This window comes from Stenotrophomonas sp. CFBP 13724 (genome assembly GCF_014841975.1).
In the GTDB taxonomy this organism is placed as follows: Bacteria; Pseudomonadota; Gammaproteobacteria; order Xanthomonadales; family Xanthomonadaceae; genus Stenotrophomonas; species Stenotrophomonas lacuserhaii.
In genome coordinates, this window is record NZ_JACYUW010000001.1 from 562,718 (window position 1) to 589,025 (window position 26,308).

The window sequence follows — 26,308 nt, forward strand, 5'->3', positions numbered from 1 at the left end:
GGACAGCCATGAATATTCAAATGAAGCTGCTGGATTGCGCGCTCATCAGCCTGCTTGCCGGCGGAATGGGGCTGGGAACGGCCTACGCCCAGGAACCGGCCGCCGACTGCACGGACAGCGGTTGCCGCTCCGAAGACGGAGTGCTCTTCCAGCTCCGCACCCGAAGCTACGACGAGCCCGTGACGCGCGGAACGGCGCCGGACTCGGGGTCTCGGGCGCTGGCGCCTGATCGCCGGGTGCAGGTGGCGTTGGCGCAGCCGGGTCGCGCCGTCGCCAGTGGAAAGTTTTCCATCGATCTGCCGAACGGTGGCGCGGTCTGGGCCACCGAAGACCCCACGCTGGGTCAGCCGACGCTGTCCATCTCGGCGCCGTCGATCGTGGCCTTCGACGGGACCCGCGTGACCAAGCCGGTCCAGTTCTACGTCCGCAGCAACTACCCGCGTTTCATCGACCGATACGAGTTGAGCATCCATCGGGCAGAAGATGTGGACCTGATCGAGCCGCTGGCCCGCGTGCCGCTCGCGGTTGCTGCCGTGTCGAGCGGCGAATGGAACGGAGAGCTGCCGGGCCGCTACCGTTACCGGGCAGGGGACGAACTGGTCTACGTGCTGCGCGCCTACGATGCAGAGGGGCGCTTTGACGAAACGCAACCGCGTCAGCTGCAGCTGGTGCGCCCTGAAGAGGCCGAGCGCGGTGCGGTCGCGCTGCGCCAGAGCGTGGAAAAGAGCATGGGGACCGCGCTCACCACCGAGCAGGCGCAGCAGCAGAGCCTGCTTGACGAGGTCTTCGCGGTCGATGGCCTCCGTCAGCAGAACATCCCGATCCACGGCTCCCGCATCCGGATCAATGGACGCAACCTGCCCGAAGGCCTGGGCCTGAAGATCAACGGCGACACCTACCCGGTGGACATGGAGCGCAAGTTCGTTGCCGAGTACCTGTCCCCGATCGGCTTGAGCTCGTTCCTGATTGAGCTGGAAGGCAAGGGCGAGCCGATCCGCAGCACGCTGGATATCGATGTCACCGGGCGCTACCTGTTCGGCGTGGGCCTGGCGGACGTGACGGTGTATCAGAACAAGGTGGGAGGCTCCGTCGACGCAACGGCGTTGAACGAACGGTTCGCCGATGATGTGATCAGCGATGGTCGCCTCGCGTTCTATCTGAAAGCCAAGACTCAGGGGCGTTACCTCATCACCGCACAGGCCGATACGACCGAGCGTGACCTGGAAGCACTCTTCACTGGATTCACCAAGGCAGAGCCCACGGACATTTTCCGCCGCCTTGATCCGGACCTGTACTACCCGGTGTATGGCGATGATTCCAACGTCCACCGGGACGTGGATACCATGGGCCGGTTCTACGTGCGGATGGACTGGGACAAGAACCAGGCCCTGTGGGGCAACTTCGCCACCGGCATCACCGGCACAGAGTACGCGCAGTACGTGCGTTCACTGTACGGCGCAGCCCTGGACTGGCGTTCGCGTGCAAGCAACGCGTGGGGCGATCCCGCGACCCTGCTGCGAGCGTTTGCATCCGAAGCGCAGACCGCACCGGGACACAGCGAGTTCCTGGGCACTGGTGGCAGCCTGTACTACCTGCGCCATGCGGACGTCCTGCCGGGCTCGGAGCGCGTCGTGCTGGAGATCCGCGACCTGACCACGGGCCGGGTGGAAAGCACGGTATCGTTGCAGCGCGGCGCGGATTACGAGATCGATGAACTGCAGGGCCGCATCCTGTTGACGCGTCCGCTCGCGCAGGTCACCCGCGAGAACCTGCCCTCGATAACGCGCGATACGCCGCTGGACGGCTATCAACAGCGCCTGGTCGTGGATTACGAATGGGTGCCCTCCGAGTTCGATGCCGAGGACATGACGGCGGGCCTGCGGGCCAAGCACTGGTTCGGCAACCACGTGGGCGTGGGCGTCACCCAGGTCAACGAGAACCGTTCGGGCGAAGACTATTCGCTTTCCGGTGCGGACCTGACGCTGCAGGCCGGCAAGGGCACCTTCCTGAAGATCGAGCACAGCCGCACCGAGTCGAGCAGCGCACCGCTGTTCTTCTCCGACAATGGTGGCTTCACCTTCCAGCGCATCGACGGCGCCGGACCGCAGAGCGGTGAAGCCACGGCGGTCGAGGGCCGCGTGAACCTCAAGGAGCTGGGCTGGACCGCCCAGGATTGGAGCGCGGCCGCGTGGTGGCGCGAAGTGGGGGCGGGCTACTCGATCAGCCGCTACGACACGGCAGCCGATGTCACCGAGTACGGCGCCGAAGTGCTGGGCCAGGTCCATCGGGACCTGTCGCTCTACAGCCGTGTGAGCCGCGCCGAGCGGGGCAGCGAAGCACTGGAGCAGGCGCAGGTGACCGCGCAATGGCGGATCGGCGATTTCGATGCACTGACGGCCGAGCTGCGACGAACCGATGAAGAGCGCGCCAGCGGCAATGCTGCTGGAACCCTTGGCGCACTCAAGTACACCCGCCGCCTTGGTACGGCATTGGACGTGTACGGTGTGGCGCAGGTGACGCTCGACGATGACCATGGCAAGTACGCCGACAACGATGCGTACACGCTGGGTAGCAAGTATCTTTTCGGCGACAGCTCGACCGTCGGCCTGGAGACCACCCGGGGTGACAGGGGAGATTCCACCCAGGTCGATGCCGAATACCGCGTCAACGCGCAGCAGAGCCTGTATGGCAGCTACACAGTTTCCACCGACAGCACGGGCTACGACTCGTTGTTCAACCCGCAGCGCCAGTCCGGCTGGACGGCTGGCCAGCGGTGGCGCCTGTCCAACCAGGTGAACGTGTTCAACGAGAGCCAGTACCTGAAGAATCCGGACGAATCCGGCCTGGCGCACACCTTCGGCATGGATTTCTATCCGGCACAGGGCTGGAACCTCGGCTTCACGCTGCAGGACGGCGAGCTGGTGAACAACGATGGGGGACAGGTCGATCGGCGCGCGGTGAGCGTGTCGGGCGGACGCACCTCGGTGGAGACCGATTGGCAGAGCAAGCTGGAATGGCGGCGCGACACCGGTGCCGAGCGCCGCGAACAATGGGTGCTCAGCAACCGGCTGACCCACCGCTTCAATGACAGCTGGCGCATGGCAGCGCGCCTGAACTGGTCGGACACCGACGACGAGCTCGATCCCACGCAGGGCGCCCGCTTCATCGAGGGCAACGTCGGCTTCGCCTGGCGCCCTTGGGAAAGCACGCGCTGGGGCGTCTTCGGCCGGTATACCTATCTGTATGACCTCTCCACACTGGGGCAGGTCAACGGCACGAACGTGGACCAGAAAACCCAGGTGGTTTCCCTCGAGGGTGTTTACCGGATCGACCAGCGGTGGGAAGTCGCGGCAAAGGTGGCCCAGCGCGAGGGCGAGGTCCGCATGGGCCGGGGCGCCGGCCCGTGGTTCGACTCATCAACGACCTTCATGGCGGGGCAGTTGAGGTATGACCTGTTGCAGTCATGGCATGGGTTGGCCGAGTACCGCACGCTGCAGGTGAAGGACGGCGGTACCCGCCAGGGCTGGCTGGTCGGCCTGGACCGGGACATCGGCAAGAACTTCCGCGTGGGGGCAGGCTACAACTTCACCGACTTCAGCGATAAGCTCACCGACTTCGACTACGACCACCGCGGCTGGTATCTCAACGTGGTGGGCACTTATTGAGATACATGCAGACCACGTCACCCGGGCACGAACCCTCCAACGAACGCGGCGATGCTGCCCGGCAATCCATCGGGCGCGGCACGCTTTCCGTGCTGGCCCAGCCCGTCCGGTGGCTGCGGAACGTGCCCGTGGCCGATCCGGTGGACCTGCGCAACGCACCGATGCTGCAGTTGGTCCTGCTCCTGCTGGGAGGGCTGCCGCCGCTTGCGTGGGCCTACCGGGCGTTTGCCATGGACGTGCCGTGGCGCGAGGGAGAAGTCGGCAGCATGGCCTTGAGCCTGCTGTTGAGCGTCGTCGCGCTGAGCGGGTTCGTCCTGGTCCGGATGGGGCACTTCCGCTGGGCGGCCTATCAGCTGCTGGCCGTTTTCGCAGTGTCGGTATGCCTGTCCTATGCCGGCAGTGGGTTCGGCGCCCAGCGCTTCGAACAGCCGGTGCTGACCGTCTGCATGGTCATTGCAGCCCTGGTCGTCGGCCGTGCTGCGTTGTGGGGCGTCACGGCGGCCATCTGGATCGCGTTCGGTCTGGGGGTCTGGTCTGAATGGTCTGCCGATGGCTCGGCAGCGCTGGTTGTCGATGGGCTCATCAGCGGGGCGATCTTCCTGCTTATCGCCGTGGTGCTTGATCGCGCCAGCTCGGCACTGCGACAGAGCCTGGCCGAAGCGAGGGCGAAGGGGCGCGAGGCGAACGAGGCCTACGTGCGGCTGCAGGGGGCGGTGGAGCAGCGGCGCAAGGTGGAGCAACAGCTGGTACATGCCCGCAAAATCGAAGCCGTGGCACGCTTGGCGGCAGGGCTGAACCATGATTTCAACCACCTGTTGTCGCTGATCCTGGGGTATGTGCAGCAGGCAAAGCGCGGCCAGACCGCGGAGAAAGTGGCGGGCTCGCTTGCAGGCGCCGAGAGCGCCGTGCGCAGGGCCGATGCTCTGAGCCGACGGCTGCTGACGTTCAGCCGGCAGAATGATCCGGTGATCGAGCGCCACGAACTGCGCGAGGTGGTGGAAGAGCTGGCGCCGCTGCTGCGACAGACGGTGTCACCGGGCGTGCGGGTACATACAGACATCCCGGCAGGGCTGTGGGTGGAGTTCGATCGGGATCAGTTGGGGCTGATCTTGCTGAATCTGTTGAGCAACGCGGACGACGCGATGCGCGGGACGGGAGACGTCCAGCTGGTGGCGCATGGCACCGCCAATGAAGTCTGGCTGGTCTGCAGCGATTCGGGCCCGGGAATCGCGGCCGAACTGCAGGATGCGATCTTCGAACCCTTCGTCACCAGCAAGCCGGCCGGGCAGGGTACCGGCCTTGGGCTGGCCATGGCGCGCGACCTCATGTCCAGCCAAGGCGGCAGCATCGCAGTTGAAAGTACGCCGGGCCGCGGCGCCACCTTCCGCCTGCGCTTCGTGCGGTCTGCAGGCTGCGCCGCGTGAGCGGATCCTGATCCCTGCGCACGAATATCGGAATTGCCAACGGTTATTTAAGCGCGGCGACGTGACGTGAAACAGTGGGCCTTCGTTCACGGTCACCCACGGAGTCCGCCCGCCCATGTCCACCGCCCGTTCCGCGTCGCCGTTCAAGGTGTTCGGCGCGACAACCTTGTCTGCCATGCTGCTGCTGGCCGCGCCGCTCGTTTCCTCAGCGGCGGAAGGGGGCTCTCCCCTGCGTAGCTATCTGGCCGCCAAGCGCGAAGCCATCCAGGCGCAGTCCGCGCAGCCTGCCGCGCCCACCGCGATCCACGCCAAGGTCACGGCCGAAAGCCGCTCCGGCGTACGTCGCCTGCGCATCGGGCCCACGGGCGAATTCCAGTACATCAGCGATAGCGGCCGCAACTACGCCGGCTACAACCTGGGCGCCGGTTCCTGGGATTCGCTGGTCGGCACGCTGGCCAGCTCGGTTGCCGATGAGTACATCGTGCAGGCGGCCGAGCAGAATGTCCCGCTGGATGCGCTGGACGTGGTGTTCACCAGCATTCCCGAACGCAAGAGCGAGAGCCTGGCGTACCCGAACAACCTCTCCTATGTGGCGTACATCGATTCGCCTGCCACCGCCGCGCAGCTGCAGGCGCTGAAGCGCGCGGTGCACGAAAAATCCTCGGCCATCGACCTGGTAACGCGGCCTCAGCAGGTCAGCCATGCCGAAGTCGAGTACATCCATAGCGATGCGGTGCGCGACCCCACGCTGCCGCCCGGTCTGCGCGATTTCATCACCGAGGAAAAGCGTCCGGCAGTGCTGGCCAGGCAGGCCAAGCCGGCCTCGGGCAAGGACAACCCGGCAGAGCCGCAAACCCTCGTGGCGCGCGCCCATGTCGAGCCACGCACCGGCCTGCGCCGGGTGTTCCTGGGCAAGGACGGTTATCACCAGCAGCTGCACGACAGCGCGCCCGGCCTGCTCGGCTATGGACTGGCCCCGACGGTGGAGGAACACCTGTTGGGCGTGACCGGTACCTGCCTGACCCACATTTTCGAGGTGCAGGCCGCCGCACGGAATGTGCTGTTGGATTCGCTGGAGCTCACGGTCGATGGTCAGCTGAGCCCGCGTTTCGCCAGCAACATCCGATCGCCGGCCCGCTACAGCGACATCCGTTACAGGGTGCGGATTGAATCGCCTGCATCGGAACAGGAGATCGACGCGCTGCGCCAGTCGGTCGAGGCGACGTGCCCGCTCTACAACCTGGTCAAGGACGAGCAGAAGCTCGAAGGCAGCATCGTCCGCGGTGCCTACGCCGAAGCGACGAACCAAGCGCGATAACGCACGCCGCGATCCATCCGGCAGTGCCCTTCAGCCATCCTCTGGGGATATTCGATGAGTCGCACCCTCCCTTCGCCGTTGACCGCGAAACGCCCATGGCATGCGCTGCATGGCCCCCGTCCTCGTCGCGGTCGGTTGGCCTTCGCGTTGTGCACCCTGCTTGCGCCGGCAGCGTACGCCGCCGAGGAAACGAACGCGGCGGCTGCGCAGTCACCGGGTTCGAATGCCCGCCTGCTGGACAAGGTGTCGGTGCTGGGCTCGCAGATCGCCGGGGGTGGCGCGCAGGCCGCGCTGCCGGTGGTCGCGGTGGATCGGGAACAGATCGACGCCACGGGGGCGACCAACGGTAACGAGTTGTTCCGCAGCCTGCCGCAGTTCGGTGATGTCGCTGTCAGCGAGAAAGGCACCACCAACGCAGGGCGAAACTCCAATGTCGCGCGCGGTGACGTGGGCTCCATCAACCTGCGCAATCTGGGCGCCAAGTACACGTTGCTGCTGGTCAACGGCCGACGCACGGTGCAGCACCCGATCAGCAACAGCGGTGACGATACGACCTACAACGCCAATGCCATTCCGACCTTCGGCCTGGAGCGGGTCAACCTGCTGCTGGATGGCGCGGCGTCCATCTACGGGTCCGATGCCGTGGCGGGCGTGGTCGACCTGGTGACGCCGAGCAACCTGCCCAGTGGCGGGGGAATCAAGCTGAACTACGGCAAGGTGGCCGATGGCCATCGCGAAGACATCTCGCTGGACGGGTATTTCGGCAGTGATTTCGCGCAGGGGCGCGGCAATATCTCGGTGCTGTATGGGGTTTCCAAGCGCACGGCGCAGCGAAATTCAGATGCGTGGTTCACCGCCACCGATGGCCGCCGTCCCCTCGGCGATGGCACCAGCGTGCCGGATCCAGACGGCACCTCGGGCTTCAGCACACGAACGCCGTGGGGTCACTTTGATACCTATGCCGGCAGCCGGCGCACAGGCAGCTGGCACGTCGATCCCGCCAGCGGCGCGCTGGTGTCCGGCGCGGTACCGACGCGCTATCACTACGATTCAGCGGCCGAGCCGGGCATCACCTCGGCACCGGCCATCAACAAGGGGAATGTTTTCGCTAGTGGACGCTTCGATGCCACCGACAACCTGCAGCTGTTCGGTGAGCTGGGGTACTACCGGGCGACCTCCGAATCCTGGGTGAGCAGCGAGTCGGGCTTCGGCGGTGACGGCTTCCTGCTGCATATCCGGCCGGACGCCTATTGGGTGCCGGATGCCTTGCGCGGCGCCGATGCGATCCGGCTGCTCAACTACCAGTTCGCTGATTCGGGTATCCGCCGGGTCAAGGTGGATAACGATCAGTCGCGCGTGCTGCTCGGCGTGCGCGGCTGGACCGACGGTGGCTGGAACTGGGAGACCGCGCTGCTGTACTCGCGTGCACGCAGTACCGACACGCAACAGGGCGGGCTGACCGATGCCTTCATTACGGCGGTGAACCGTACCGATGCCGGTGCCTACAACCCCTTCAGTGGCGGTGATCCGGCCAGCATCCGGCTGGGCGACGCCACGCCCTACGACACCTCAGCGTTCATTGGCGAAGCCACCCGCGAAGGCACCACGGGGCTGGCGCTGTGGGATTTCAAGATCAACCGGTCCGATCTGTTTACCTGGTACGCCGGTGACATCGGCCTGGCGGCGGGTGTTGAGTACCGCTACGAGAGCCGCGAGGATGACCGCGACGAGAACATCGATGGCAGTCGTCCCTATACGGACTGGTATACCGGTACGGTCGCGGCCAGCAACTTCTTCACCCATAGCCCCCGGCCCGATGTCCGCGGCAGCCGCAACGTAAAATCGGCGCTGATCGAACTCGCCGTGCCGCTGGTTTCGCCCGCGCAGGGCATACCGCTGGTGCAGTCACTGGACCTGCAGCTTGCGGGCCGCTGGGAGGACTACAGCGATGCCGGCAAGGTGGCCAAGCCGAAGCTGGCGGCGGCGTGGAAAGTAAATGACAGCCTGTTGCTGCGCGGCTCGGTCAGCGGCGGTTTCCGCGCACCGGGACTGGAACTGGTGAACTCCCCGCCAACCTACGGGTTCGGCTTCAACAACGATGCGATCCGCTGCCACGCGCTGATCATCAAAGGTGCGCAGCCCGACTACAGCGCCTGCTTGAATGCCTACAGCAGTGGTTCGTCGGTCAAGCCGTCGGTGAGCGCGGTGACCTCCTACGGCGACGACGTGAAGCCGGAGACCACCCGGCAGTCGTCATGGGGCGCGGTGTTCGAGCCGCAGATCCTGCCGGACGCCCTGGGGTCGATCAGCCTGAGCGTGGATGCCTGGCGGGTGCAGGTAGAGAATCCGATCAATACCTTGGGCGAGGAGCTGTTGTACGACGCGTATCTGCGCGTGGTGGAGGGCAGCAGCAACCCGAATGTGGTGCGTGCGGCGGTGACGGCAGAAGATACCGCGTTGTTTGCGGGCTCGGGTCTTGCGCCTGCGGGCGTGGTGACGCACGTGTACAACCGCTATCAGAATCGTCGGCCGCTCACCGCATCGGGCGTGGACTACAACTTCACCTGGCGCCTGCGCGAGACGGCGTGGGGAAATTTCGCGTTCCTGCTCAGTGTCAGCCAGCTCAAGGAATACACCCAGCAGAAGCCTGCCGAGGTGCAGCAGGTGGCCGCCGCGATTGCCAATGGCCAGTTGAACATCATCGCGCCGGACCTGGGCGCGGCCAACGAGGTCGGCATCAATGGGGCCAAGCCGGAATGGCGGGCCAGCGCGACCTTGATCTGGAACCTGCAGGACTGGACGGTCCGCCTGCGCGACGACTACATCGACAGCGTGACCGCCGGGGCCTACTCCGACCGCACGCCGTTCGTGGTCGGCTCCACCCAGCGCTGCGCGTTGTCGGTCAAGAAGGATTTCAACACAGGACGCCTGAAGGGAACGGCAGTGGAAGTGGGGGCGCGAAACCTGTTCAACGAAGAGCCGCCGCTGAACGCCACCGGCAACTACCTGAGCGCGTTGCACGAAACCTACGGACGCTACGTCCACCTCGGTATTTCCAAAAACTGGTGACCTGCATGAAGACGCACACGCTTGCCTCAGTACTTGTTGTCACCCTGCTTGCGGTTGCATGCAGCCCGCAGGATAAACCTGCGCCGGAGACTTCCGCAGCGGCGACTGCAGCGCTTGAATTCAAGAACGAACACGCCGAGTGGGTGCATGAACGTGCCGCGGACCTGGGCAAGCCCGATGGGTGGACCAGCCTGATCGGACTGCACTGGATCGAACCCGGAACGCAGAGTGTGGGCGGTGCTGAAGGCAATACCATCCGCCTGGCGATCGCACCGGACCGCCTGGCCCAGCTGGAGCAGCGCGCCGATGGCCTATACGTCAGGCCGGTCGAGGGGGCGCAGATGACCTCCGATGGCAAGCCGGTGGAGGGAGAGGTGCGGCTGGAACCAGAAGGGAAGGGCGGGGGCACCAAGCTGTCCTATGACGAGGGCAAGGGGCAGATCACCGCGATCAAGCGCGGGCAGCGGCTGGCACTGCGGGTGCGGCATGCCGATGCACCGGCGCGCCTGCATTTCGGTGGCCTGGACTTCTTCCCGGCCGAGGAAAGCTGGCGCGTGCAGGCGCGGTTCGTGCCGCACCCGGCCGGCAGGACGCTGCCGATCGTGAACGTGCTCGGCGAGGTCGCGGATACTCCGAACCCGGGCTACGTGGTGTTCGAGAAAGAAGGGCGCGAGTGGCGGTTGGAAGCCCTCGGCGACCCGACGAAAAGCTTGAACCTGATGTTCCAGGACCAGACCACCAGCCGCCAGACTTACGGGGTGGGGCGCTACCTGCGCACCGATGCGGTCGCGGCAGACGGCACGGTCACGCTGGATTTCAATCGCGCCTACAACCCGCCGTGCGCCTATACGGACTTCGCTACCTGCCCGTTGCCGCCACCGGAAAACCGCTTGGCCCAGCAGGACGCCAGCGGTGAACGCGTGCGGCTGGCGGTGCTGGCGGGCGAGAAGAAATACGCCCTGGCGCAGCACTGACCTGGTAGCGCCGACCCATGGTCGGCGGCACACGAGTGATCAACGGCTGATCCGCACCCGGTTGCGGCCGTTGGCCTTCGCCTCATAAAGCGCTTCATCTGCGCGCGCCACCAGGTCTTCCAGCAGCCTCGCATCGCTGCCCGGCAGGGCCTCGCCCATGGCGCCGCCCACGCTGGCCGTTACATCGATGCGAAGGCCGCCCACGTGCACCGGCGCGCCGGAAATCGCGTTGCGCAGGCGTTCGGCGGTGGCGGGTACTTCATCGGCAGTCGGTGCCGCCAGCAGCGCGATGAACTCCTCCCCGCCAAAGCGCGCGAACAGGTCACGCTCACGCAGCGCCTCGCGACAGCGGCGGGCGACCACCTTCAGCACTTCATCGCCGATCGGGTGGCCGTGGGTGTCGTTGATCTTCTTGAAATGATCGACGTCCAGCATCAGCACCGCCACCGAGCGTCCGGTGGCCTCGCGGGCGGCGATGATCTGCGCGGAGCGCTCTTCGAAATGCCGTCGATTGGGCACGCCGGTCAACGGGTCCGACGAAGCCAGGCGCCGCAGTTCGGCCGCCATCAGCAGGTCCGCGGTGATGTCGGTGAACAGCCAGATGCGGCCCTGCTCCCCATCGCCGCGCACCGGATGGGTATCCACCTCGAAGGTGCGCTCGCCCATCACCCAGTTCAGGGTGGTGGCGAAGTTGAGGTTGCCCACCTGCGCGGCGTATGCCTGTTCCAGTTCGGCATGGTTGTCGCAGCGCTGCCGCAGGGCGCGCATGGGGCCGACGAGATCCGCTGCCCGGTGCTTGCCAGGCTTCTGCCCCAGCAATTCGGCCGCACGCTGGTTGATGACCGTCCCCAGGCCGTCGCCGTCGAACAGCACGATACCGGCCGGAACACTTTCCACCAGGTCGATGAACTGGTTGCGCACGACGATGTCATGCACCGCGCCGCGTCGCGCCGAAAGAAGCTGCGCCACACTGGGGCCAAGCAATGCCATCGAGGCAGGGGGCGGGTCGGGGCTGGCACCGGGCTTCCAGAGCAGCAGCAGGCCGCTCGATGGGGCGTCGTCCGACGGCGCGGGGATGAACAGCACGCTGGCCGCAGGGCCGCCCAGCGCGGTGAGAACAGCTGTTGGCAGGCGGAAGCGCGAGGCGTCCACCGGCTGATCATTCCAGGCGTGCTCCAGCACGCCACTGCGCGCGAGATTGAAGCCGGAGAACGAGGTCACGGGAAAGCCGGTAGACCATGCGACGCGCCCGTCGGTCTGCACTTCAACCACGATTGCCAGGTCGGCGCCGGAGGCGCTACGTGCAAACTGGCTCAGGCTGACCAGGGCATTGCTGTCGGCCATGTTCAGCGCGCCGTCCGATCCAGTCGCTGTTCGAGTATTCGGGTCACTTCATCGGGTGCGGTCATGTGCGGAAGGTGGCCGGAGGCCTCGATGATGTCGAGAGTTGCCCCCTCGATGGCCTCGGCCAGCCACTGACCGACGGCCACCGGCACGGCGACGTCGACCGAGGTCTGGATCAGGTGCACCGGGCGCGAAACCTGTGCCGCCAGTGCCCGGACATCTGAAGTGAAAATGGTGCGGGAGGTATTCAGCGCGATATCCGGACGCATCCGGAACAAGGCGTTGGAAAAATCGGCGATGACCTCGCGGTCATCCACGCCGACCACCATCGGGGCGAAGCCGGCGACCCAGGCCTGGTAATTCGCGCTCATGCTGTCGAACAGCTTTTCCAGGTCATCCGGCTTGAACCCACCGGTGTAACCGTCGTCGTCAAGATAACGCGGCGACGCCCCGATGAGCACCATGCGCTCGAACAGCTCCGGCCGCGCGATGGAGGCAAGGGCGCCGATCATCCCGCTCATGGAGTGCCCGATATAGGTGCAGCTCTGCACGTCCTGCTCGTCCAGGATATCCAGAAGATCATCGGCATAGCCGGCCAACGAACCGTGCCGTTCGAAGTCGTAGGTTTCCGTACCACGGGGACCGCAGCCGGCGAGATCGAATGAAATGACATCGAACCGTTGTTCGAACCAAGGACGCAGGGCAGACCAGGCGTTCTGGTCGGTGCCAAAGCCATGCGAAAGGACCGCGATGGGCTTGCCTGCACCGCTGCGGTGGCCGTTGAATCTGTCAAAACTTTCCACGAACAAGGTACCCATGGCGTTTCGTAACCCGCGATAGTAGGCCACGTTGGGGCGAGGGTCCATTACACCTGCGGGGTAGGGGGGATACACCCGGCCGCGGGCGGCACCTTGGCGCAGGGCGGCCGGTTACTGTCCTGCTTCCGCCCTCAACTGCACCCCCAACGCCCGGCTCACCCCAAGCACCGTCTCGAAATACAGCGGTCGCGTGCCATCCAGTTGCCGGCGCATGGCGTCGCTGCGCATCCCGCAGGCGCGGGCGACGCGGCTCATGCCGTGCAGTTCGGACATCAGCAGCAGGGCGCGCGCGATGCTCGCTTCGTCGCAGTCCTGCAGGCGCAGGCGGGAGTCCAGATGTTCCGCCATCTGCCAGGCCGGATCCATGTTGCGGGGCGGACGATGCCCCGGACTTCCGTTGCCGCCAGGGCTCATTGGCTCCTCCACGCTGTCTGCGCGGCGTCACTGACCAGTGCCTGTCCGGCAAGGAGCAGGCCCTCAACGTGCCGTTCGCTGATGCCGCTGTTGGTGATGCCATTGATGCGGACCGTGTAGGCGGCATGCAGCAGGTCCAGCACGCAGGCCAGTCCTTGCAGGGTTCGCATCGGCACGGCGACGCGGCTGGCGTAGGCGCTTTCCTCGTGTTGCTTCGGCGTGTTCTGTAAGGCGTTCTCGACGTTATCGGCGACCAGCCGCAGATGCACCACGCTTTCGCCACGGGCGCGCGAGGTTTCGTACTCTTCCAGCCTTCGCTCGAGTCGTTCAATGAAGTGGGGCGGGAAGTCGAGCATTCTGTCGCCCAACAGGGCGTGCAGACGTTTGGCACTGAGCGGATGCTTCGGATCCATCGGTCGTCCTTCGCAAGGCGTGAGGCCACCTGCGCGTGCGCGCAAGGTGGCAGGCGATGCGGGTTGCCATACCGGTGAACATTGACAAAAAAGCCGGCGGATCAGGGATCCCCCACATCGCCCGCCATGGAATCCACGGGCAATGCAGTGCATTCTCCGCCGTGCCCAAAGGGCAAAACAGAGCAAAGTTGTCAATGTCTCAAACAGGATGGCAATCCCGACTGATGCTCTTCGTCATCAGCACGGCCATCCCAACAGCCATTGCCCCACGCGTACATGGGCGGATCTTCAAAAGCAGGCGGCGTCCGTCGTCCGGTGCGTCGGTATCAGCCCGCGCGTGCCGGGAAAAGTGCACCGGATCCCAGCCGACCCACACCGAATGCCAGCTGCCGCAGGTAGCCGCCCATCGCGCCCGCCGCGATGCCCGCCAGCGCCCGCCGCGCCACGCCAAGCGCCGGCCCCGCATGGCCGCGCAGCCACGGCAAGGTCGCCAGCATCTGCGCCCCCAGCAGCATCGCCAGCACGTCCAGGCCCAGCGCATCCACCACCGGCAGCAGCGGCAGCAACTCCGGATTGCAGGCCATCAGCAGCGCGAACACCGTGGTCAGCAGGAACAGCGTGCGCTTGCCCGCAGGGGAGGTCGTCCAGCGGACGATGCGTGACATGAGCAACATGGCGGGGCCTCATGGGCGGTTGACCGACAGTGTAGCGCCGGGCGACCCTCGCGCCTGTTACAGTCCGCAAAACGTCATGGGGAAGGAAGTCCTGTATGAAAGTCGCCGTTTTCAGCGCACGCCCCTATGACCGCCGCTCGTTGGATGAAGCCAATCAGCAGGGAGGGGCGGCCAACGGGGTCGAGTTCCAGTATTACGACGCCACGCTGGACGTCCACACGGCCACTCTGGCGCAGGATTGCGACGCGGTCTGTGTGTTCGTCAACGACCGTCTGGACGCTCCAGTGCTGCAGGCATTGCATGGAATGGGGGTGCGCGCGGTGCTGCTGCGCTGCGCCGGTTTCAATAATGTCGACCTCGCCAGCGCCGAAGGCCTGGGGTTCTTTGTCGCGCGCGTGCCCGCCTATTCGCCCGAGGCCGTCGCCGAGCACACGCTGGCGTTGATCATGACGCTGAACCGCCAGACCCACCGGGCGTACAACCGGGTGCGCGAGGGCAACTTCATGCTTGAGGGACTGCTCGGCCGCACCCTGCATGGCAAGACCGCGGGTATCGTCGGCACTGGAAAGATCGGTCTGGCGACCGCGCGCATCCTGCACGGCATGGGCTGCATCGTGCTCGGCCATGACCCTTATCCGTCACCGGACTTCGCCGGGTTGGGCCAGTTCGTGCCGTTGCAGGAGCTGCTGGCACGTTCGGATATCGTCTCGCTGCACTGCCCGCTGACGGCCGACACCAAGCACCTGATCAACGATGATTCACTGGCGCTGATGAAGCCCGGCGCGATGCTGGTCAATACCTCGCGCGGCGGGCTGGTGGATACCGATGCGGTGATCCGCGCGCTGAAGTCGCGGCAGCTCGGTCACCTGGCCGTCGATGTGTACGAGCAGGAAAGCGCGCTGTTCTTCCAGGACCGTTCCGGACAGATCATCGACGACGATGTGTTCCAGCGCCTGATGACTTTCCCCAATGTGCTGGTGACCGGCCACCAGGGGTTTTTCACCGCCGAGGCGCTGCAGGAAATCGCCGAGACCACGCTGGGGAATCTCCAGCATTTCGCTGCCGGCACCGACTGTCCCAACAAGGTAGCCAAGGCGTAACAACGGTCTTCATGCGCGCACCCGCCGGGCATGCCCGGCACCACCATAGGAAGGCGGGCCATGTGGCAACAGAACTACGATCCGCTGGGTAACCCCAATCTGTCGGCGCTGCTGGCCGCCTTGCCGGTGCTGGTATTCCTGCTGGCATTGACCGTGCTGCGCTTGAAAGGGCTGACCGCCGCGTTGCTGGCGGTGGTGGTGTCCGCGCTGGTTTCTGCCCTGGTATTCGGCATGCCGGCCGGCACCATCGCCGGGGCCGGGCTGCTGGGCATCGCCAACGGCGTGTTCCCGATCAGTTTCATCGTGCTGATGGCCCTGTGGTTGTACAAACTCGCCATCCGCAGCGGCAAGTTCGAGGTGATCCGCGGCAGCATCGCGACCATCTCCGAAGACCAGCGCATCCAGGTGCTGCTGATCGCGTTCTGCTTTGGTGGCTTCCTGGAGGGCGCGGCCGGCTTCGGCGTGCCGATCGCCATCTGCGCCGCGTTGCTGGTGGAGCTGGGTTTCCGCCCGTTGAAGGCGGCCATGCTGTGCCTGCTGGCCAACGGCGCGGCCGGTGCGTACGGGGCGATCGGCATCCCGGTGCTGGTGGGCGCGCAGCAGGGCGGGGTCAGCCTGGATGCGATGTCGCTGATGCTGATGGCGCTGGTGCAGGTGATCGCGCTGCTGTCCCCGGCGATCCTGGTGCTGATGCTGGATGGCTGGCGCGGTGTGCGCGAGACCTGGCCGGTGCTGCTGGTGGTGGGCGGGGTATTCAGTGGCGTGCAGACGGCGGTGCTGTATCTGCTGGGGCCGGAACTGGTGGACATCATCGGACCGCTGGCGGCGATGGCCGCACTGGCCGGCTTCATGCAGGTCTGGCGGCCCCGCCGCATCTACCGTGAAGCGGATACGCCGCCGGGGCCGGTGCAGCGCTACACCTTGAAGGAGGTGCTGCTGGCGTGGTCGCCGTTCTACATTCTTACCGGCGCCATCCTGCTGTGGAGCCTGCCGGCGTTCAAGGCGCTGTTCGCCGCCGGCGGTGCGCTGGGCAGCACCGTGCTGCACCTTCCGATCCGTCTGCTGGATGGCCGCGTGCAGGAGTTGCCGCCGCTGGTGGAAAACGTGCATACGCTGCCGGCGGTGTGGAATGTCGGCTGGTTGAATGCTTCAGGTACCGCCATCCTGGTGGCTGCCGTGCTGACCGTGGTGCTGTCGCCCCGGCTCAACCTGCGCATGGCCGGGGAGGAGCTGGCACAGGCCGGCCGGGAGATGTGGAAGCCGCTGGCCACGGTGTCGCTGGTGATGGCGGTGGCCTACATCACCAATTACTCCGGCGCCTCGTCCACCATCGGGCTGGCGCTGGCGCAGACCGGCGGCGTGTTCCCGTTGCTGTCGCCGGTGATCGGCTGGATGGGCGTGTTCATCACCGGCTCGGTGGTCAACAGCAATACCCTGTTCGCCCATCTGCAGGCGGTCACCGCCGCCCAGATCGGGGTGCCCGAAGCCCTGCTGGTGGCGGCCAACACGGCCGGCGGGGTGATGGCCAAGCTGGTGTCCCCGCAGTCGATCGCCATCGCCGCCGCAGCGGTCAAGCTGGTGGGGCAGGAGTCGGCGATCATGCGCACCACGCTGGGCATCAGCCTGGGTCTGCTGGCTTATGTATGCCTGTGCACGTGGGGGCTGTCGGTGTTGCTGGGGTAGGGGGGCACCCACGCGCCTTGGCGGCCGAAAAGCACGCATTTCGCAATTTTTCTCATGTACGGCGATGACGTCAGGCCACACGATGAACGTGCTGGACGCAGCTCCTCCGGCCGGTGGCGGCCCCTTCTCTCGAGGGCGTCGCCACCGTTTCAGCCTGTCATTGGGCAACGGCGGAAGTGTGGCGTCCTCGTCCTCACAGGGGGGGCGTCTGCATGGGGTCATGCCCATCCGCCGTATTTTTTTTCATCTGGTTGGTTGCCCTGCTTGGGGGCAAGGGGTAGGGTGCCTGGGGGAAGAGCGTGACGACCAACGGTCGTCACCCACCAGAGCGGCAGTCGTCGCGCACAAGGGCGGCGGTCGGCATCCATGGGGTGCTTTTTTCGGGCGACCTGCGCCCTGCGACAGGCGGCTGCGACAACGTGTCGCAGGCCGAAAACGTCGAAAACTGCGTCAGATCAATGTCAATGGCTTTCTTAAATGGGCAGTGACGGCCTAAACTTGAAAGGCTGACTCTTCCCCCGTTCTCCGAACCCGTCGATTCCTGACAGGTCGGGCCGGCTTTTGCCGGACTGGGCAGGGCGGGGTGGCATTCCCTCGCAATTGGATCGACCGATGATTCCGTTGAAAACCCTTGGACGCTTCTTGCGTCCGGGCCTGCTGTTCGCACTGGCGGTGTTCCTCACCGGCTGCAACACGGCCATCCTGAACCCGAAGGGCCAGATCGGCCAGGATGAGAAGACCCTGCTGATCACGGCTGTCGTGCTGATGCTGCTGGTCGTCGTCCCGGTCATCATCATGACCCTGACGTTCGCCTGGAAGTATCGCGCTTCCAACACCAAGGCCCGTTACGAGCCGAACTGGTCGCATTCCACCGCGATCGAAGTGGTGGTCTGGTCGATCCCCTGCATGATCGTGCTGGTGCTGGCCGTGCTGACCTGGCGGTCTTCCCACGCGCTGGACCCGTATCGCCCGATTGAATCGGACGTCAAGCCGGTCGTGATCGAGGCCATCTCGCTCGACTGGAAGTGGCTGTTCGTCTACCCGGAAGAAAAGATCGCCGTGGTCAACGAGATCAAGTTCCCGGTCAACACCCCGCTGAACTTCAAGATCACCTCCGATACCGTGATGAATGCGTTCTTCATCCCGCATCTGGGCAGCATGATCTACTCGATGGCCGCGATGGAGACCAAGCTCCACCTGATCGCCAATGAGACCGGTGAGTTCCCGGGCATGTCCTCGCACTACAGCGGTGCCGGCTTCGCCAAGATGCATTTCACCGCCCATTCGGTCACCGAGCCGGAGTACCGCGCGTGGGTGGACCAGGTGCGTGCCGAGCAGGGCAACAGCCTGAACAAGGACACCTTCCGTGCGTTGGGCGAAGAGCGCAACTCCGACTGGCATCCGGTGACCTACTACGGTCAGGTGGAAGAAGGCCTGTTCGACTGGGTCATCGCCAAGCACATGGGTGACAACAAGCACTACGGCATGAAGCACGCCCATGCCGGTGCTGCGGCGGCCGACGCGGGCTCGCAGGAAGACCATGAGGGCCATGCGCCGATGGACGACCACGAGTCCAAGGCGTCTGGCGAGAACCTCGACGCCAACACCAACCACGACGAGCACGCGGGCCACGCCGGCCACGAGGGCTCGGGAGAATGAACATGCTGGGTAAACTCTCTATTGAGTCGATCCCCCACGATCCGATCGTCCTGACGACGTTGATCGGCGCGATCCTTGGTGGCCTGGGCGTTGTCGCCCTGATCACCAAGTTCAAGCTGTGGGGTTATCTGTGGAAGGAGTGGTTCACCTCGGTGGATCACAAGAAGATCGGCGTGATGTATCTCATCGTCGCCTTCGTCATGCTGCTGCGCGGTTTCTCCGACGCCATCATGATGCGTACCCAGCAGGCCATCGCCGTCGGCGGGTCCGAGGGTTACCTGCCGCCGCACCACTACGACCAGATCTTCACCGCCCACGGCGTGATCATGATCTTCTTCGTGGCGATGCCGCTGATCACCGGCCTGATGAACCTGGCCGTGCCGCTGCAGATCGGTGCGCGCGACGTCGCGTTCCCGTTCGTGAACTCGCTCAGCTTCTGGCTGTTCGTGTCCGGTGCGGTGCTGATCATGCTGTCGCTGTGGATCGGTGAGTTCGCCGCCACCGGCTGGCTGGCATTCCCGCCCTTGTCCGGCATCGAGTACAGTCCAAGCGTCGGCATGGACTACTACATATGGGGACTACAGGTCGCAGGCCTGGGCACCACGCTGAGCGGCATCAACTTCTTCATTACCATCCTGAAGATGCGCACGCCCAGCATGAAGCTGATGCAGATGCCGATCTTCACCTGGACCGCGCTGATCACCAACATCCTGATCGTCGCCGCCTTCCCGGTGCTGACCATCACCCTGGTGCTGCTGACCCTGGACCGTTACCTGGGCACGCATTTCTTCACCAATGACGGTGGCGGCAACGCCATGCTGTACATCAACCTGATCTGGATCTGGGGCCACCCGGAAGTCTATATCCTGGTGCTGCCGGCCTTCGGCGTGTTCTCCGAAGTGATCGCCACGTTCTCGCGCAAGGCGCTGTTCGGTTACAAGGGCATGGTGTACGCCACGGCCGCCATCGGCGTGCTGTCCTTCATCGTGTGGCTGCACCACTTCTTCACCATGGGCTCGGGTGCCAACGTCAATGCCTTCTTCGGCATAACGACGATGATCATCTCCATCCCCACCGGCGTGAAGATCTTCAACTGGCTGTTCACCATGTTCCGCGGTCGCGTGCACTTCACCTCCCCGGTGCTGTGGACCATCGGCTTCATGATCACCTTCGTCATTGGCGGCATGACCGGCGTGATGCTGGCGATCCCGGCCATCGACTTCGTGCTGCACAACAGCCTGTTCCTGATCGCTCACTTCCACAACGTGATCATCGGCGGTGTGGTGTTCGGCATGTTCGCGGGCATCACCTACTGGTGGCCGAAGATGTTCGGCTACAAGCTCAATGAGTTCTGGGGCAAGTGCGCCTTCTGGTGCTGGTTCATCGGCTTCTACGTGACCTTCATGCCGATGTACGTGCTGGGCTTCATGGGCATGACCCGTCGCCTGCAGAGCACCGTCAACCCGGCCTACGAGCCGCTGCTGCTGATCGCTGCAGGTGGTGCCTTCATCGTCGGCGCCGGCATCCTGTGCCAGGTCATCCAGATCTTCGTGTCGGTCCGCGACCGCAAGAAGAACATGGACCTGACCGGCGATCCGTGGGATGCCCGTACGCTGGAGTGGGAAACCTCTTCGCCGCCGGCCTTCTACAACTTCGGTACGCTGCCGCAGGTCACCGAGCTGGACGATTTCTGGGCGCGCAAGCAGCGTGGTGAAGCCTGGCCGAAGCCGGCCAAGTACTCCGACATCCACATGCCGCGCAACACCGGCACGGGCGTGGTGATCGGTGCCTTCAGCATGGTGTTCGGCTTTGCGATGATCTGGCACATCTGGTGGCTGGCCATCATCGGCCTGGTCGGCATGATTGGCACGTTCATCTACCGCACCTTCGACAAGGACGTGGACTACTGGGTCCCGGCCGCCGAAGTGGAGCGCATCGAAAACGAACACCGCAAGCACCTGGTTGCCCAGGGCCTGGTCAAGTCGGAGCTGAAGGCATGAGCACCCATACCCCAACCGTGAACCACGGGCACGCCGCGCAAGCGGCGGCCCATGGCCATGACGAGCACGAGCACCACGACACCGGCGGCAACACCGTCTTCGGTTTCTGGGTGTACCTGATGAGCGATTGCCTCATCTTCGCTTCGCTGTTTGCCACCTACGTGGTGCTGGTCGGTGGTACCGACGGCGGCCCCGGCCCGGGCGATCTGTTCGAGCTGCCGTTCGTTGCGTGGGAAACCGCGCTGCTGCTGACCTCCTCGCTGACCTTCGGCCTGGGCATGATCGCCATGCACAAGAACAAGGTCGGCCAGCTGTACCTGTGGCTGGGCATCACCTGGCTGCTGGGCTTCGGCTTCATGTGCATGGAAGTCTGGGAGTTCAACCACCTGATCCACCAGGGTTACGGTCCGGACCGCAGTGCTTTCCTGTCGGCGTTCTTCGCCTTGGTGGGTACCCACGGCCTGCACGTGAGCGCTGGCCTGCTGTGGCTGCTGGTGATGTTCATCCAGGTCAAGCAGAACGGCCTGACCCCGACCAACAAGACCCGCCTCGCGTGCCTGAGCCTGTTCTGGCACTTCCTGGACCTGATCTGGATCGGCGTGTTCTCCGTCGTCTACCTCAATGGAGCGCTGTAATGGCACATGACAACGCACACGACCATGGCCACGGCGCCGGCGGCGAAAGCCACGGCAGCGTCAAGTCGTACCTGATCGGCTTCGTGCTGGCGGTGATCCTGACCGTCATCCCGTTCTGGGTGGTGATGTCGGGTGATTTCTCCCGCACCGTCAGCGGCGTGGTGATCGCGGTCTCCGCGGTGCTGCAGATGCTGGTCCACCTGGTGTTCTTCCTGCACCTGGACCGCTCGTCGGAAAGCCGCTGGAACGTCAATGCGGCGGTGTTCACCGTCGTGGTGATCGGCATCATCGTCGCCGGCACCCTGTGGGTCATGCACAACATGAACGTGCACATGATGCACTGACGTCTTCGCGACGTTGCCGCAAACGAAAAGGCCACCCCCAGGGTGGCCTTTTTGCTGGGTAGTGACGGCCGCTGGCCGTCATGGGTTGGACGCATTGCCCCGGTAGTGACGGCCGCTGGCCGTCATGGGTTGGGCGCATTGCCCCGGTAGTGACGGGCGCTGGCCGTCATGGGTTTCTCGTGTTGACGGCCAGCGGCCGTCACTACCGTGATGGGTGTTGACGGCCAGCGGCCGTCACTACCCTCAGGCGACCTTGCGCAGGAACTCGTCCGGGGCCATCGGGCGGCCCAGGTGATAGCCCTGCAGCTGGTCGCAGCCCAGGCTGCTGAGGTAGTCGCGCTGGCCGGCGGTTTCCACGCCTTCGGCCACCACGTTGAACTGCAGCGAACGACCCAGTGCCACGATCGAGGACACGATGGCTGCATCCTCGGCGTTGTCTTCCAGGTCGCGTACGAAGGCGCGGTCGATCTTCAATTCGGTGGCCGGCATGCGCTTGAGGTACAGCAGGCTGGAGTAGCCGGTGCCGAAGTCATCGATCGAGATCCGCACGCCCAGCGCGGTCAGCGCGTTGAGGATCTGCAGGCTGGTTTCCACGTTCTTCATCGCCGTGGTTTCGGTGATCTCCAGCGTCAGCCGGCTGGCCTCCAGACCATGCCGTTCCAGCGTTTCCTTTACCGTTTCCACCAGGCCGGCCGCGGCGAACTGCAGCGGCGACAGGTTCACCGCCATCGTCCAGTGCGGATTGCCGGCGTCATGCCATGCCCGCAGCTGCGCGCATGCCTGGTCCAGTACCCAGTCGCCAATCGGCAGGATCAAGCCGCTGCGCTCGGCGATCGGAATGAAGATGTCCGGCGCCAGCATGCCCAGCTCCGGGTGCTGCCAGCGCAGCAGCGCTTCAGCGCCCACCGCAGGGGCGCCGGCGGCGACAAATTTGGGCTGGTAGTGCAGCAGCAGCTCGCCGCGTCCGGTGGCCTTGCGCAGGTCCTGCAGCAGCCGCAGCTGGCGGTTGGCGCTGACCTGCATGGACGGGGTAAAGAAGGTGTAGCCGTTCCGCCCTTCCTGCTTGGTGTGGTACATCGCGGCATCGGCGTTGGCCATCAGCTCGCGTTCGTCTGCCGCATCGTCCGGATACAGCGCAACACCCAGGCTGGCGGTAACCTGCAGTTCGGCCGCCTCGATCAGGAAGGGTTCGGCCACGGCCGCGATGATGCGTTCGGCCACCACCATCGCATCGTCGGGTTCGTCGATGGGCAGCACGATCACGAACTCGTCGCCACCCAGGCGTGCCAGTGTGTCCTGCGGGCGCAGCAGGGAGCCGATGCGCTGGCTCACCTTCACCAGCAGTCGGTCGCCGAGCTGGTGGCCGTAGGCATCGTTGACGGTCTTGAAGCCGTCCAGATCACAGAACATCACTGCCACGGCGTGGTTGCGCCGGCGTGCTTTTTCGATGGCCTGCTCGATGCGATCCTGCAGCAGCGAACGGTTTGGCAGCTGGGTCAGCGGATCGTGCAGCGCAGCCTGCAGCAGCTTGTCATTGGCGCGTTCCAGCGACTCGGCCAGCAGGCCGGTGCGTTCGCGCATCTGGCGGTCGAACAGCGAGGCCACCAGCGCGATGCCGATGGTGCCCAGCGTGGTGACGATGACCAGCACCGCCAGCCATTGCGCGTCGATGCCACCGTCGATCACCGCCCCGCACAGGCTGCCCAGCGGGAAGCGTGCGGCGGCCATGCCGGTGTAGTGCATGCCGACGATGGCAAGGCCCATCACCAGCGACGCGGCGCCGCGCAGGCGGCGGGTATTGCGGCCTTCGATGCGCAGGCGGAAGGCGATCCACAGCGCTGCGCCGGCCGCGCCGATGGCAATCAGGATGGAGGCGATGAACCACAGCGGGTCGTAATCGATGCCCGGCTGCATGCGCATCGCGGCCATGCCCAGGTAATGCATCGCGGCGATGCCCAGGCCCATCAGCAGCGCACCGGCGAACAGGCGGCGGGTGGGCAGCTGCGGACGCGAGACCAGCCACAGCGCATACGCCGAGGCGCCCACCGATACCGCCAGCGAGTACACGGTGACGGCCAGGTCGTAGCCGATCGGGATCGGCAGCTTGAAGGCCAGCATGCCGATGAAATGCATCGACCAGATGCCCAATCCCATCGCCGCCGCGCCGCCGGCCAGCCACCAGCGCGCCACGCGCCCTTGCGCCGTGGCCAGTCGGCCTGCCATGTCCAGTGCCGTGTAGGAGGCCAATACGGCCACCAACAACGAGAAAAAGACGAGGCTCTGGCTGTAGCTGCCAGTCATGGAGAGTCCTTGGAATGGGGGAGGGCGCGCATGGCGGCGCACATGGTATCGGCCGGTCTGCGCTGAACCTGAGTGGAGCATCACGCTGCCCGCGGGGGGGCGGTCGCAGCGGTTGCGACGGGGCTCGGCTATGCTCGCCATCCAACGCGCAACCGGAATGATCATGGCCAAGAGCCGCACCGCCTACGTCTGCAGCGAATGTGGCGCCGACTACAGCAAATGGCAGGGCCAGTGCACCGAGTGCAAGGCCTGGGACACGCTGTCGGAAATCGTCGTGGAAAGCGCGGCGGCGGCCGGTGCGCCGGCCTCACGTCGCAGCGGCTGGGCCGGCAAGATCGATCCGCCCAAGGTCACCGCCCTGAAGGACGTGGCGCAGACCGACCACATCCGTGTCACCACCCGCATCGGCGAGTTCGACCGGGTGCTCGGTGGTGGCCTGGTGGAGGGCGCGGTGGTGCTGGTTGGCGGTGATCCGGGCATCGGCAAGTCGACCCTGCTGCTGCAGGCGGTGGCGCTCATGGCCGCCGAACTGCCGGTGCTCTATGTCACCGGCGAAGAGTCACTGGCCCAGGTGGCCGGCCGCGCGCACCGGCTGGAGCTGCCGCTGGAGGGCGTCAACGCGCTGGCCGAAACCTGCGTGGAAACCATCCTGCAGCACGCCGGCAAAGCCAAGCCGCGGCTGATCGTGGCCGACTCCATCCAGACCCTGTGGACCGAATCGCTGACCGCCGCCCCCGGCTCGGTCAGCCAGGTCCGCGAAAGCGCCGCGCGGTTGGTGCGATTTGCCAAGGAGACCGGCACCGCCGTGTTCCTGGTCGGCCATGTCACCAAGGAAGGCGGTATCGCCGGCCCGCGCGTGCTGGAGCACATGGTCGATGCGGTGCTGTATTTCGAAGGCGAGAGTGGCAGCCGTTTCCGCCTGCTGCGCGCGTTCAAGAACCGCTTCGGTGCGGTCAACGAACTGGGCGTGTTCGCGATGGGCGACAAGGGCCTGAAAGAGGTCTCCAACCCTTCGGCGATCTTCCTGTCCGGCGGCAGCACGCGGCAGCCGGGCTCCTGCGTGATGGTCACCCGCGAGGGCACGCGGCCGTTGCTGGTGGAAGTGCAGGCGCTGGTGGATGCCTCGCCGCTGTCCAATCCGCGCCGCGTGGCGGTGGGCCTGGAACAGAACCGGCTGGCGATGCTGCTGGCGGTGCTGCATCGCCATGGCGGGGTGCTGGTCGGCGACCAGGACGTGTTCGTCAACGTGGTCGGCGGTATCCGCGTGCAGGAGACCGCAGCCGATCTGCCGGTGCTGCTGGCGGTGCTTTCCTCGCTGCAGGATCGCGCCTTGGCGGAGAAGACCATCGCCTTCGGCGAAGTGGGCTTGTCCGGCGAGATCCGCCCGGTACCGAATGGCGAAGACCGCCTGCGCGAAGCGGCCACCCATGGCTTCAAGCGCGCCATCGTACCCAAGGCCAACGCGCCCAAGGGCGGCACGGTGAAGGGCATGGAAGTGATCGCGGTGGAGCGCCTGTCCGAAGCGCTGGAAGCGGCTGCACAGTAGCGGTAGCGCCGAGCCATGCTCGGCGGCTTTTGCTGCTGCAAACGATATCGGCGTGTCCGCCGAGCATGGCTCGGCGCTACCGGATCCGGATCAGGTAGTGCGCGAATACGGCCCGCTGCTTCAGCGGGTCGTATGCCCGAACACCAGTTCGATCACGAACTGGCTGCCGAAGAACGCCAGCAACAGCAGCAGCATCGCGCTCAGGGTCCAGTGCACCGCCTTCAGGCCGCGCCAGCCGTAACGACGGCGGCCGATCAGCAGCACGCCGAACACGATCCACGACAGCACGCTGAGCACGGTCTTGTGCACCAGTTTCTGCGCCAGCAGGTCATCGACGAACAGCACGCCGGTGACCAGGGTCAGCGTCAGCAGGAAGAAGCCGACGGTGATCACCCGGAACAACAGTGATTCCAGGTCCGCCAGCGGCGGCAGGGCACGCAGCCAGGGGCGGAATTCGCGCCGACGCAGGGCGCGTTCCTGCAGCCACTGCATGATCGCCAGCAGCGCGGCGATGCTCAGCGTGGCGTAGGACAGCAGTGCCAGCCACGCGTGGGTGGCAAGCCGCCAGCCCAGTTCCTTGCTCGGCTCATGCCCATAGCCGTGGTAGGCGCCCAACAGCACCGCCGCCAGCGGGAACACCACCACGCCGAGTGCGGCCATGCGACCGCGCGCGCCGACCAGCGAGGTCAGCCCGGCCATGCCCAGGCCGACCAGCGACAGCGCGGCGAAGAAGTGCATGTCCGGCCCGCCGGCGCTCTGCAGCGCCACCTGCACGTGGTAGCCGGCGTGCAGCAGCAGCGCCGGCACCGCAGCGGCCAGCCAACCGCGGCCCGGGCGCGGCGCATCGCTGCCGACCGCGCGCACCAGCGCGGCGGTGGCGATCAGGTAGAGCAGGGCTGCGATGAGAACGATTGTCATCGTGGAAGT

General features: G+C 65.4%; 19 protein-coding genes. 12 read left to right on the forward strand and 7 right to left on the reverse strand.

Annotation, left to right across the window (positions count from 1 at the left end):
- The first annotated feature begins 8 nt into the window (after positions 1-8).
- The 5 genes from IFT63_RS02420 to IFT63_RS02440 all read left to right on the forward strand — a co-directional run bounded on the left by IFT63_RS02420 (position 9) and on the right by IFT63_RS02440 (position 10,450).
- Positions 9-3,665, forward strand: a complete 3,657-nt coding sequence (locus IFT63_RS02420; protein WP_197974206.1) for a hypothetical protein — start codon at positions 9-11, stop codon at positions 3,663-3,665.
- A gap of 5 nt (positions 3,666-3,670) precedes the next feature.
- Positions 3,671-5,089, forward strand: coding sequence for an ATP-binding protein (locus IFT63_RS02425; RefSeq protein WP_192083145.1), 1,419 nt, complete (start codon positions 3,671-3,673; stop codon positions 5,087-5,089).
- Between the two features lie 115 nt (positions 5,090-5,204).
- Positions 5,205-6,407, forward strand: coding sequence for an OsmC family protein (locus tag IFT63_RS02430; protein WP_192083146.1), 1,203 nt, complete (start codon positions 5,205-5,207; stop codon positions 6,405-6,407).
- Positions 6,408-6,461: 54 nt separating this feature from the next.
- Positions 6,462-9,476 (forward strand): TonB-dependent receptor, encoded by a 3,015-nt coding sequence (locus IFT63_RS02435; protein ID WP_192083147.1) that lies wholly within the window; start codon positions 6,462-6,464, stop codon positions 9,474-9,476.
- A 5-nt stretch (positions 9,477-9,481) separates the two neighbouring features.
- Entirely contained in the window at positions 9,482-10,450 is a 969-nt protein-coding gene (locus IFT63_RS02440; RefSeq protein ID WP_192083148.1) for a DUF1684 domain-containing protein, read from the forward strand.
- Positions 10,451-10,489: 39 nt separating this feature from the next.
- Here the strand turns inward: IFT63_RS02440 and IFT63_RS02445 are convergent, their stop codons facing one another.
- From IFT63_RS02445 to IFT63_RS02465, 5 genes are all read right to left on the reverse strand, one after another.
- On the reverse strand, positions 10,490-11,794 hold the full coding sequence (locus IFT63_RS02445) for a sensor domain-containing diguanylate cyclase (RefSeq protein ID WP_249404318.1): 1,305 nt from the start codon (positions 11,792-11,794) through the stop codon (positions 10,490-10,492).
- A gap of 2 nt (positions 11,795-11,796) precedes the next feature.
- Positions 11,797-12,612: an alpha/beta hydrolase gene (locus IFT63_RS02450; protein WP_249404319.1), complete on the reverse strand. Its 816-nt coding sequence runs from the start codon at positions 12,610-12,612 to the stop codon at positions 11,797-11,799.
- Between the two features lie 111 nt (positions 12,613-12,723).
- Complete coding sequence (locus IFT63_RS02455) at positions 12,724-12,960, reverse strand: hypothetical protein (RefSeq protein WP_042613185.1); 237 nt, start codon at positions 12,958-12,960, stop codon at positions 12,724-12,726.
- Between the two features lie 62 nt (positions 12,961-13,022).
- On the reverse strand, positions 13,023-13,439 hold the full coding sequence (locus IFT63_RS02460) for a hypothetical protein (protein ID WP_192083149.1): 417 nt from the start codon (positions 13,437-13,439) through the stop codon (positions 13,023-13,025).
- Positions 13,440-13,765: 326 nt separating this feature from the next.
- The gene (locus tag IFT63_RS02465; RefSeq protein WP_192083150.1) at positions 13,766-14,113 is read right to left on the reverse strand and encodes a hypothetical protein; all 348 of its coding nucleotides are present in this window, start codon (positions 14,111-14,113) and stop codon (positions 13,766-13,768) included.
- Positions 14,114-14,208: 95 nt separating this feature from the next.
- On the opposite strand from IFT63_RS02465, the gene IFT63_RS02470 reads away from it, so the two are divergent.
- From IFT63_RS02470 to cyoD, 6 genes are all read left to right on the forward strand, one after another.
- On the forward strand, positions 14,209-15,213 hold the full coding sequence (locus IFT63_RS02470; RefSeq protein WP_192083151.1) for a 2-hydroxyacid dehydrogenase: 1,005 nt from the start codon (positions 14,209-14,211) through the stop codon (positions 15,211-15,213).
- A 60-nt stretch (positions 15,214-15,273) separates the two neighbouring features.
- Positions 15,274-16,896: a lactate permease LctP family transporter gene (locus tag IFT63_RS02475; protein ID WP_192083152.1), complete on the forward strand. Its 1,623-nt coding sequence runs from the start codon at positions 15,274-15,276 to the stop codon at positions 16,894-16,896.
- Between the two features lie 612 nt (positions 16,897-17,508).
- Entirely contained in the window at positions 17,509-18,555 is a 1,047-nt protein-coding gene (gene cyoA, locus IFT63_RS02480) for a ubiquinol oxidase subunit II (protein WP_101100241.1), read from the forward strand.
- Positions 18,556-18,557: 2 nt separating this feature from the next.
- Complete coding sequence (gene cyoB, locus IFT63_RS02485) at positions 18,558-20,555, forward strand: cytochrome o ubiquinol oxidase subunit I (RefSeq protein ID WP_192083153.1); 1,998 nt, start codon at positions 18,558-18,560, stop codon at positions 20,553-20,555.
- Positions 20,552-21,190, forward strand: a complete 639-nt coding sequence (gene cyoC / locus IFT63_RS02490) for a cytochrome o ubiquinol oxidase subunit III (protein ID WP_192083154.1) — start codon at positions 20,552-20,554, stop codon at positions 21,188-21,190. The genes cyoB and cyoC overlap by 4 nt, the downstream gene beginning before the upstream one ends.
- Complete coding sequence (cyoD, locus tag IFT63_RS02495; protein ID WP_042613166.1) at positions 21,190-21,534, forward strand: cytochrome o ubiquinol oxidase subunit IV; 345 nt, start codon at positions 21,190-21,192, stop codon at positions 21,532-21,534. The genes cyoC and cyoD overlap by 1 nt, the downstream gene beginning before the upstream one ends.
- Before the next feature lie 243 nt (positions 21,535-21,777).
- Here cyoD and IFT63_RS02500 read toward each other — a convergent pair whose 3' ends face one another.
- A complete protein-coding gene (locus IFT63_RS02500) occupies positions 21,778-23,835 on the reverse strand; it encodes a bifunctional diguanylate cyclase/phosphodiesterase (RefSeq protein WP_192083155.1) in 2,058 nt (685 codons plus the stop codon).
- Between the two features lie 163 nt (positions 23,836-23,998).
- Here IFT63_RS02500 and radA point away from each other — a divergent pair, with 163 nt between their 5' ends.
- Complete coding sequence (radA, locus tag IFT63_RS02505; protein ID WP_057509205.1) at positions 23,999-25,381, forward strand: DNA repair protein RadA; 1,383 nt, start codon at positions 23,999-24,001, stop codon at positions 25,379-25,381.
- 120 nt (positions 25,382-25,501) lie between these two features.
- Here the strand turns inward: radA and ccsA are convergent, their stop codons facing one another.
- On the reverse strand, positions 25,502-26,299 hold the full coding sequence (gene ccsA / locus IFT63_RS02510; protein ID WP_192083156.1) for a cytochrome c biogenesis protein CcsA: 798 nt from the start codon (positions 26,297-26,299) through the stop codon (positions 25,502-25,504).
- Between the last annotated feature and the right edge of the window lie 9 nt (positions 26,300-26,308).

What these genes read in the sequence shown, in the direction of transcription:
- IFT63_RS02425 (WP_192083145.1), top strand. Translation starts at nt 3,671, where the DNA reads ATGCAGACCACGTCACCCGGGCACGAACCCTCCAACGAACGCGGCGAT.
- IFT63_RS02435 (WP_192083147.1), top strand. Translation starts at nt 6,462, where the DNA reads ATGAGTCGCACCCTCCCTTCGCCGTTGACCGCGAAACGCCCATGGCAT.
- IFT63_RS02450 (WP_249404319.1), bottom strand. Translation starts at nt 12,612, where the DNA reads ATGGGTACCTTGTTCGTGGAAAGTTTTGACAGATTCAACGGCCACCGC.
- ccsA (WP_192083156.1), bottom strand. Translation starts at nt 26,299, where the DNA reads ATGACAATCGTTCTCATCGCAGCCCTGCTCTACCTGATCGCCACCGCC.
- IFT63_RS02475 (WP_192083152.1), top strand. Translation starts at nt 15,274, where the DNA reads ATGTGGCAACAGAACTACGATCCGCTGGGTAACCCCAATCTGTCGGCG.
- radA (WP_057509205.1), top strand. Translation starts at nt 23,999, where the DNA reads ATGGCCAAGAGCCGCACCGCCTACGTCTGCAGCGAATGTGGCGCCGAC.
- cyoB (WP_192083153.1), top strand. Translation starts at nt 18,558, where the DNA reads ATGCTGGGTAAACTCTCTATTGAGTCGATCCCCCACGATCCGATCGTC.
- IFT63_RS02460 (WP_192083149.1), bottom strand. Translation starts at nt 13,439, where the DNA reads ATGGATCCGAAGCATCCGCTCAGTGCCAAACGTCTGCACGCCCTGTTG.
- cyoA (WP_101100241.1), top strand. Translation starts at nt 17,509, where the DNA reads ATGATTCCGTTGAAAACCCTTGGACGCTTCTTGCGTCCGGGCCTGCTG.
- IFT63_RS02420 (WP_197974206.1), top strand. Translation starts at nt 9, where the DNA reads ATGAATATTCAAATGAAGCTGCTGGATTGCGCGCTCATCAGCCTGCTT.
- cyoD (WP_042613166.1), top strand. Translation starts at nt 21,190, where the DNA reads ATGGCACATGACAACGCACACGACCATGGCCACGGCGCCGGCGGCGAA.
- IFT63_RS02500 (WP_192083155.1), bottom strand. Translation starts at nt 23,835, where the DNA reads ATGACTGGCAGCTACAGCCAGAGCCTCGTCTTTTTCTCGTTGTTGGTG.
- IFT63_RS02445 (WP_249404318.1), bottom strand. Translation starts at nt 11,794, where the DNA reads ATGGCCGACAGCAATGCCCTGGTCAGCCTGAGCCAGTTTGCACGTAGC.
- IFT63_RS02455 (WP_042613185.1), bottom strand. Translation starts at nt 12,960, where the DNA reads ATGGCGGAACATCTGGACTCCCGCCTGCGCCTGCAGGACTGCGACGAA.
- cyoC (WP_192083154.1), top strand. Translation starts at nt 20,552, where the DNA reads ATGAGCACCCATACCCCAACCGTGAACCACGGGCACGCCGCGCAAGCG.
- IFT63_RS02470 (WP_192083151.1), top strand. Translation starts at nt 14,209, where the DNA reads ATGAAAGTCGCCGTTTTCAGCGCACGCCCCTATGACCGCCGCTCGTTG.
- IFT63_RS02430 (WP_192083146.1), top strand. Translation starts at nt 5,205, where the DNA reads ATGTCCACCGCCCGTTCCGCGTCGCCGTTCAAGGTGTTCGGCGCGACA.
- IFT63_RS02440 (WP_192083148.1), top strand. Translation starts at nt 9,482, where the DNA reads ATGAAGACGCACACGCTTGCCTCAGTACTTGTTGTCACCCTGCTTGCG.
- IFT63_RS02465 (WP_192083150.1), bottom strand. Translation starts at nt 14,113, where the DNA reads ATGTTGCTCATGTCACGCATCGTCCGCTGGACGACCTCCCCTGCGGGC.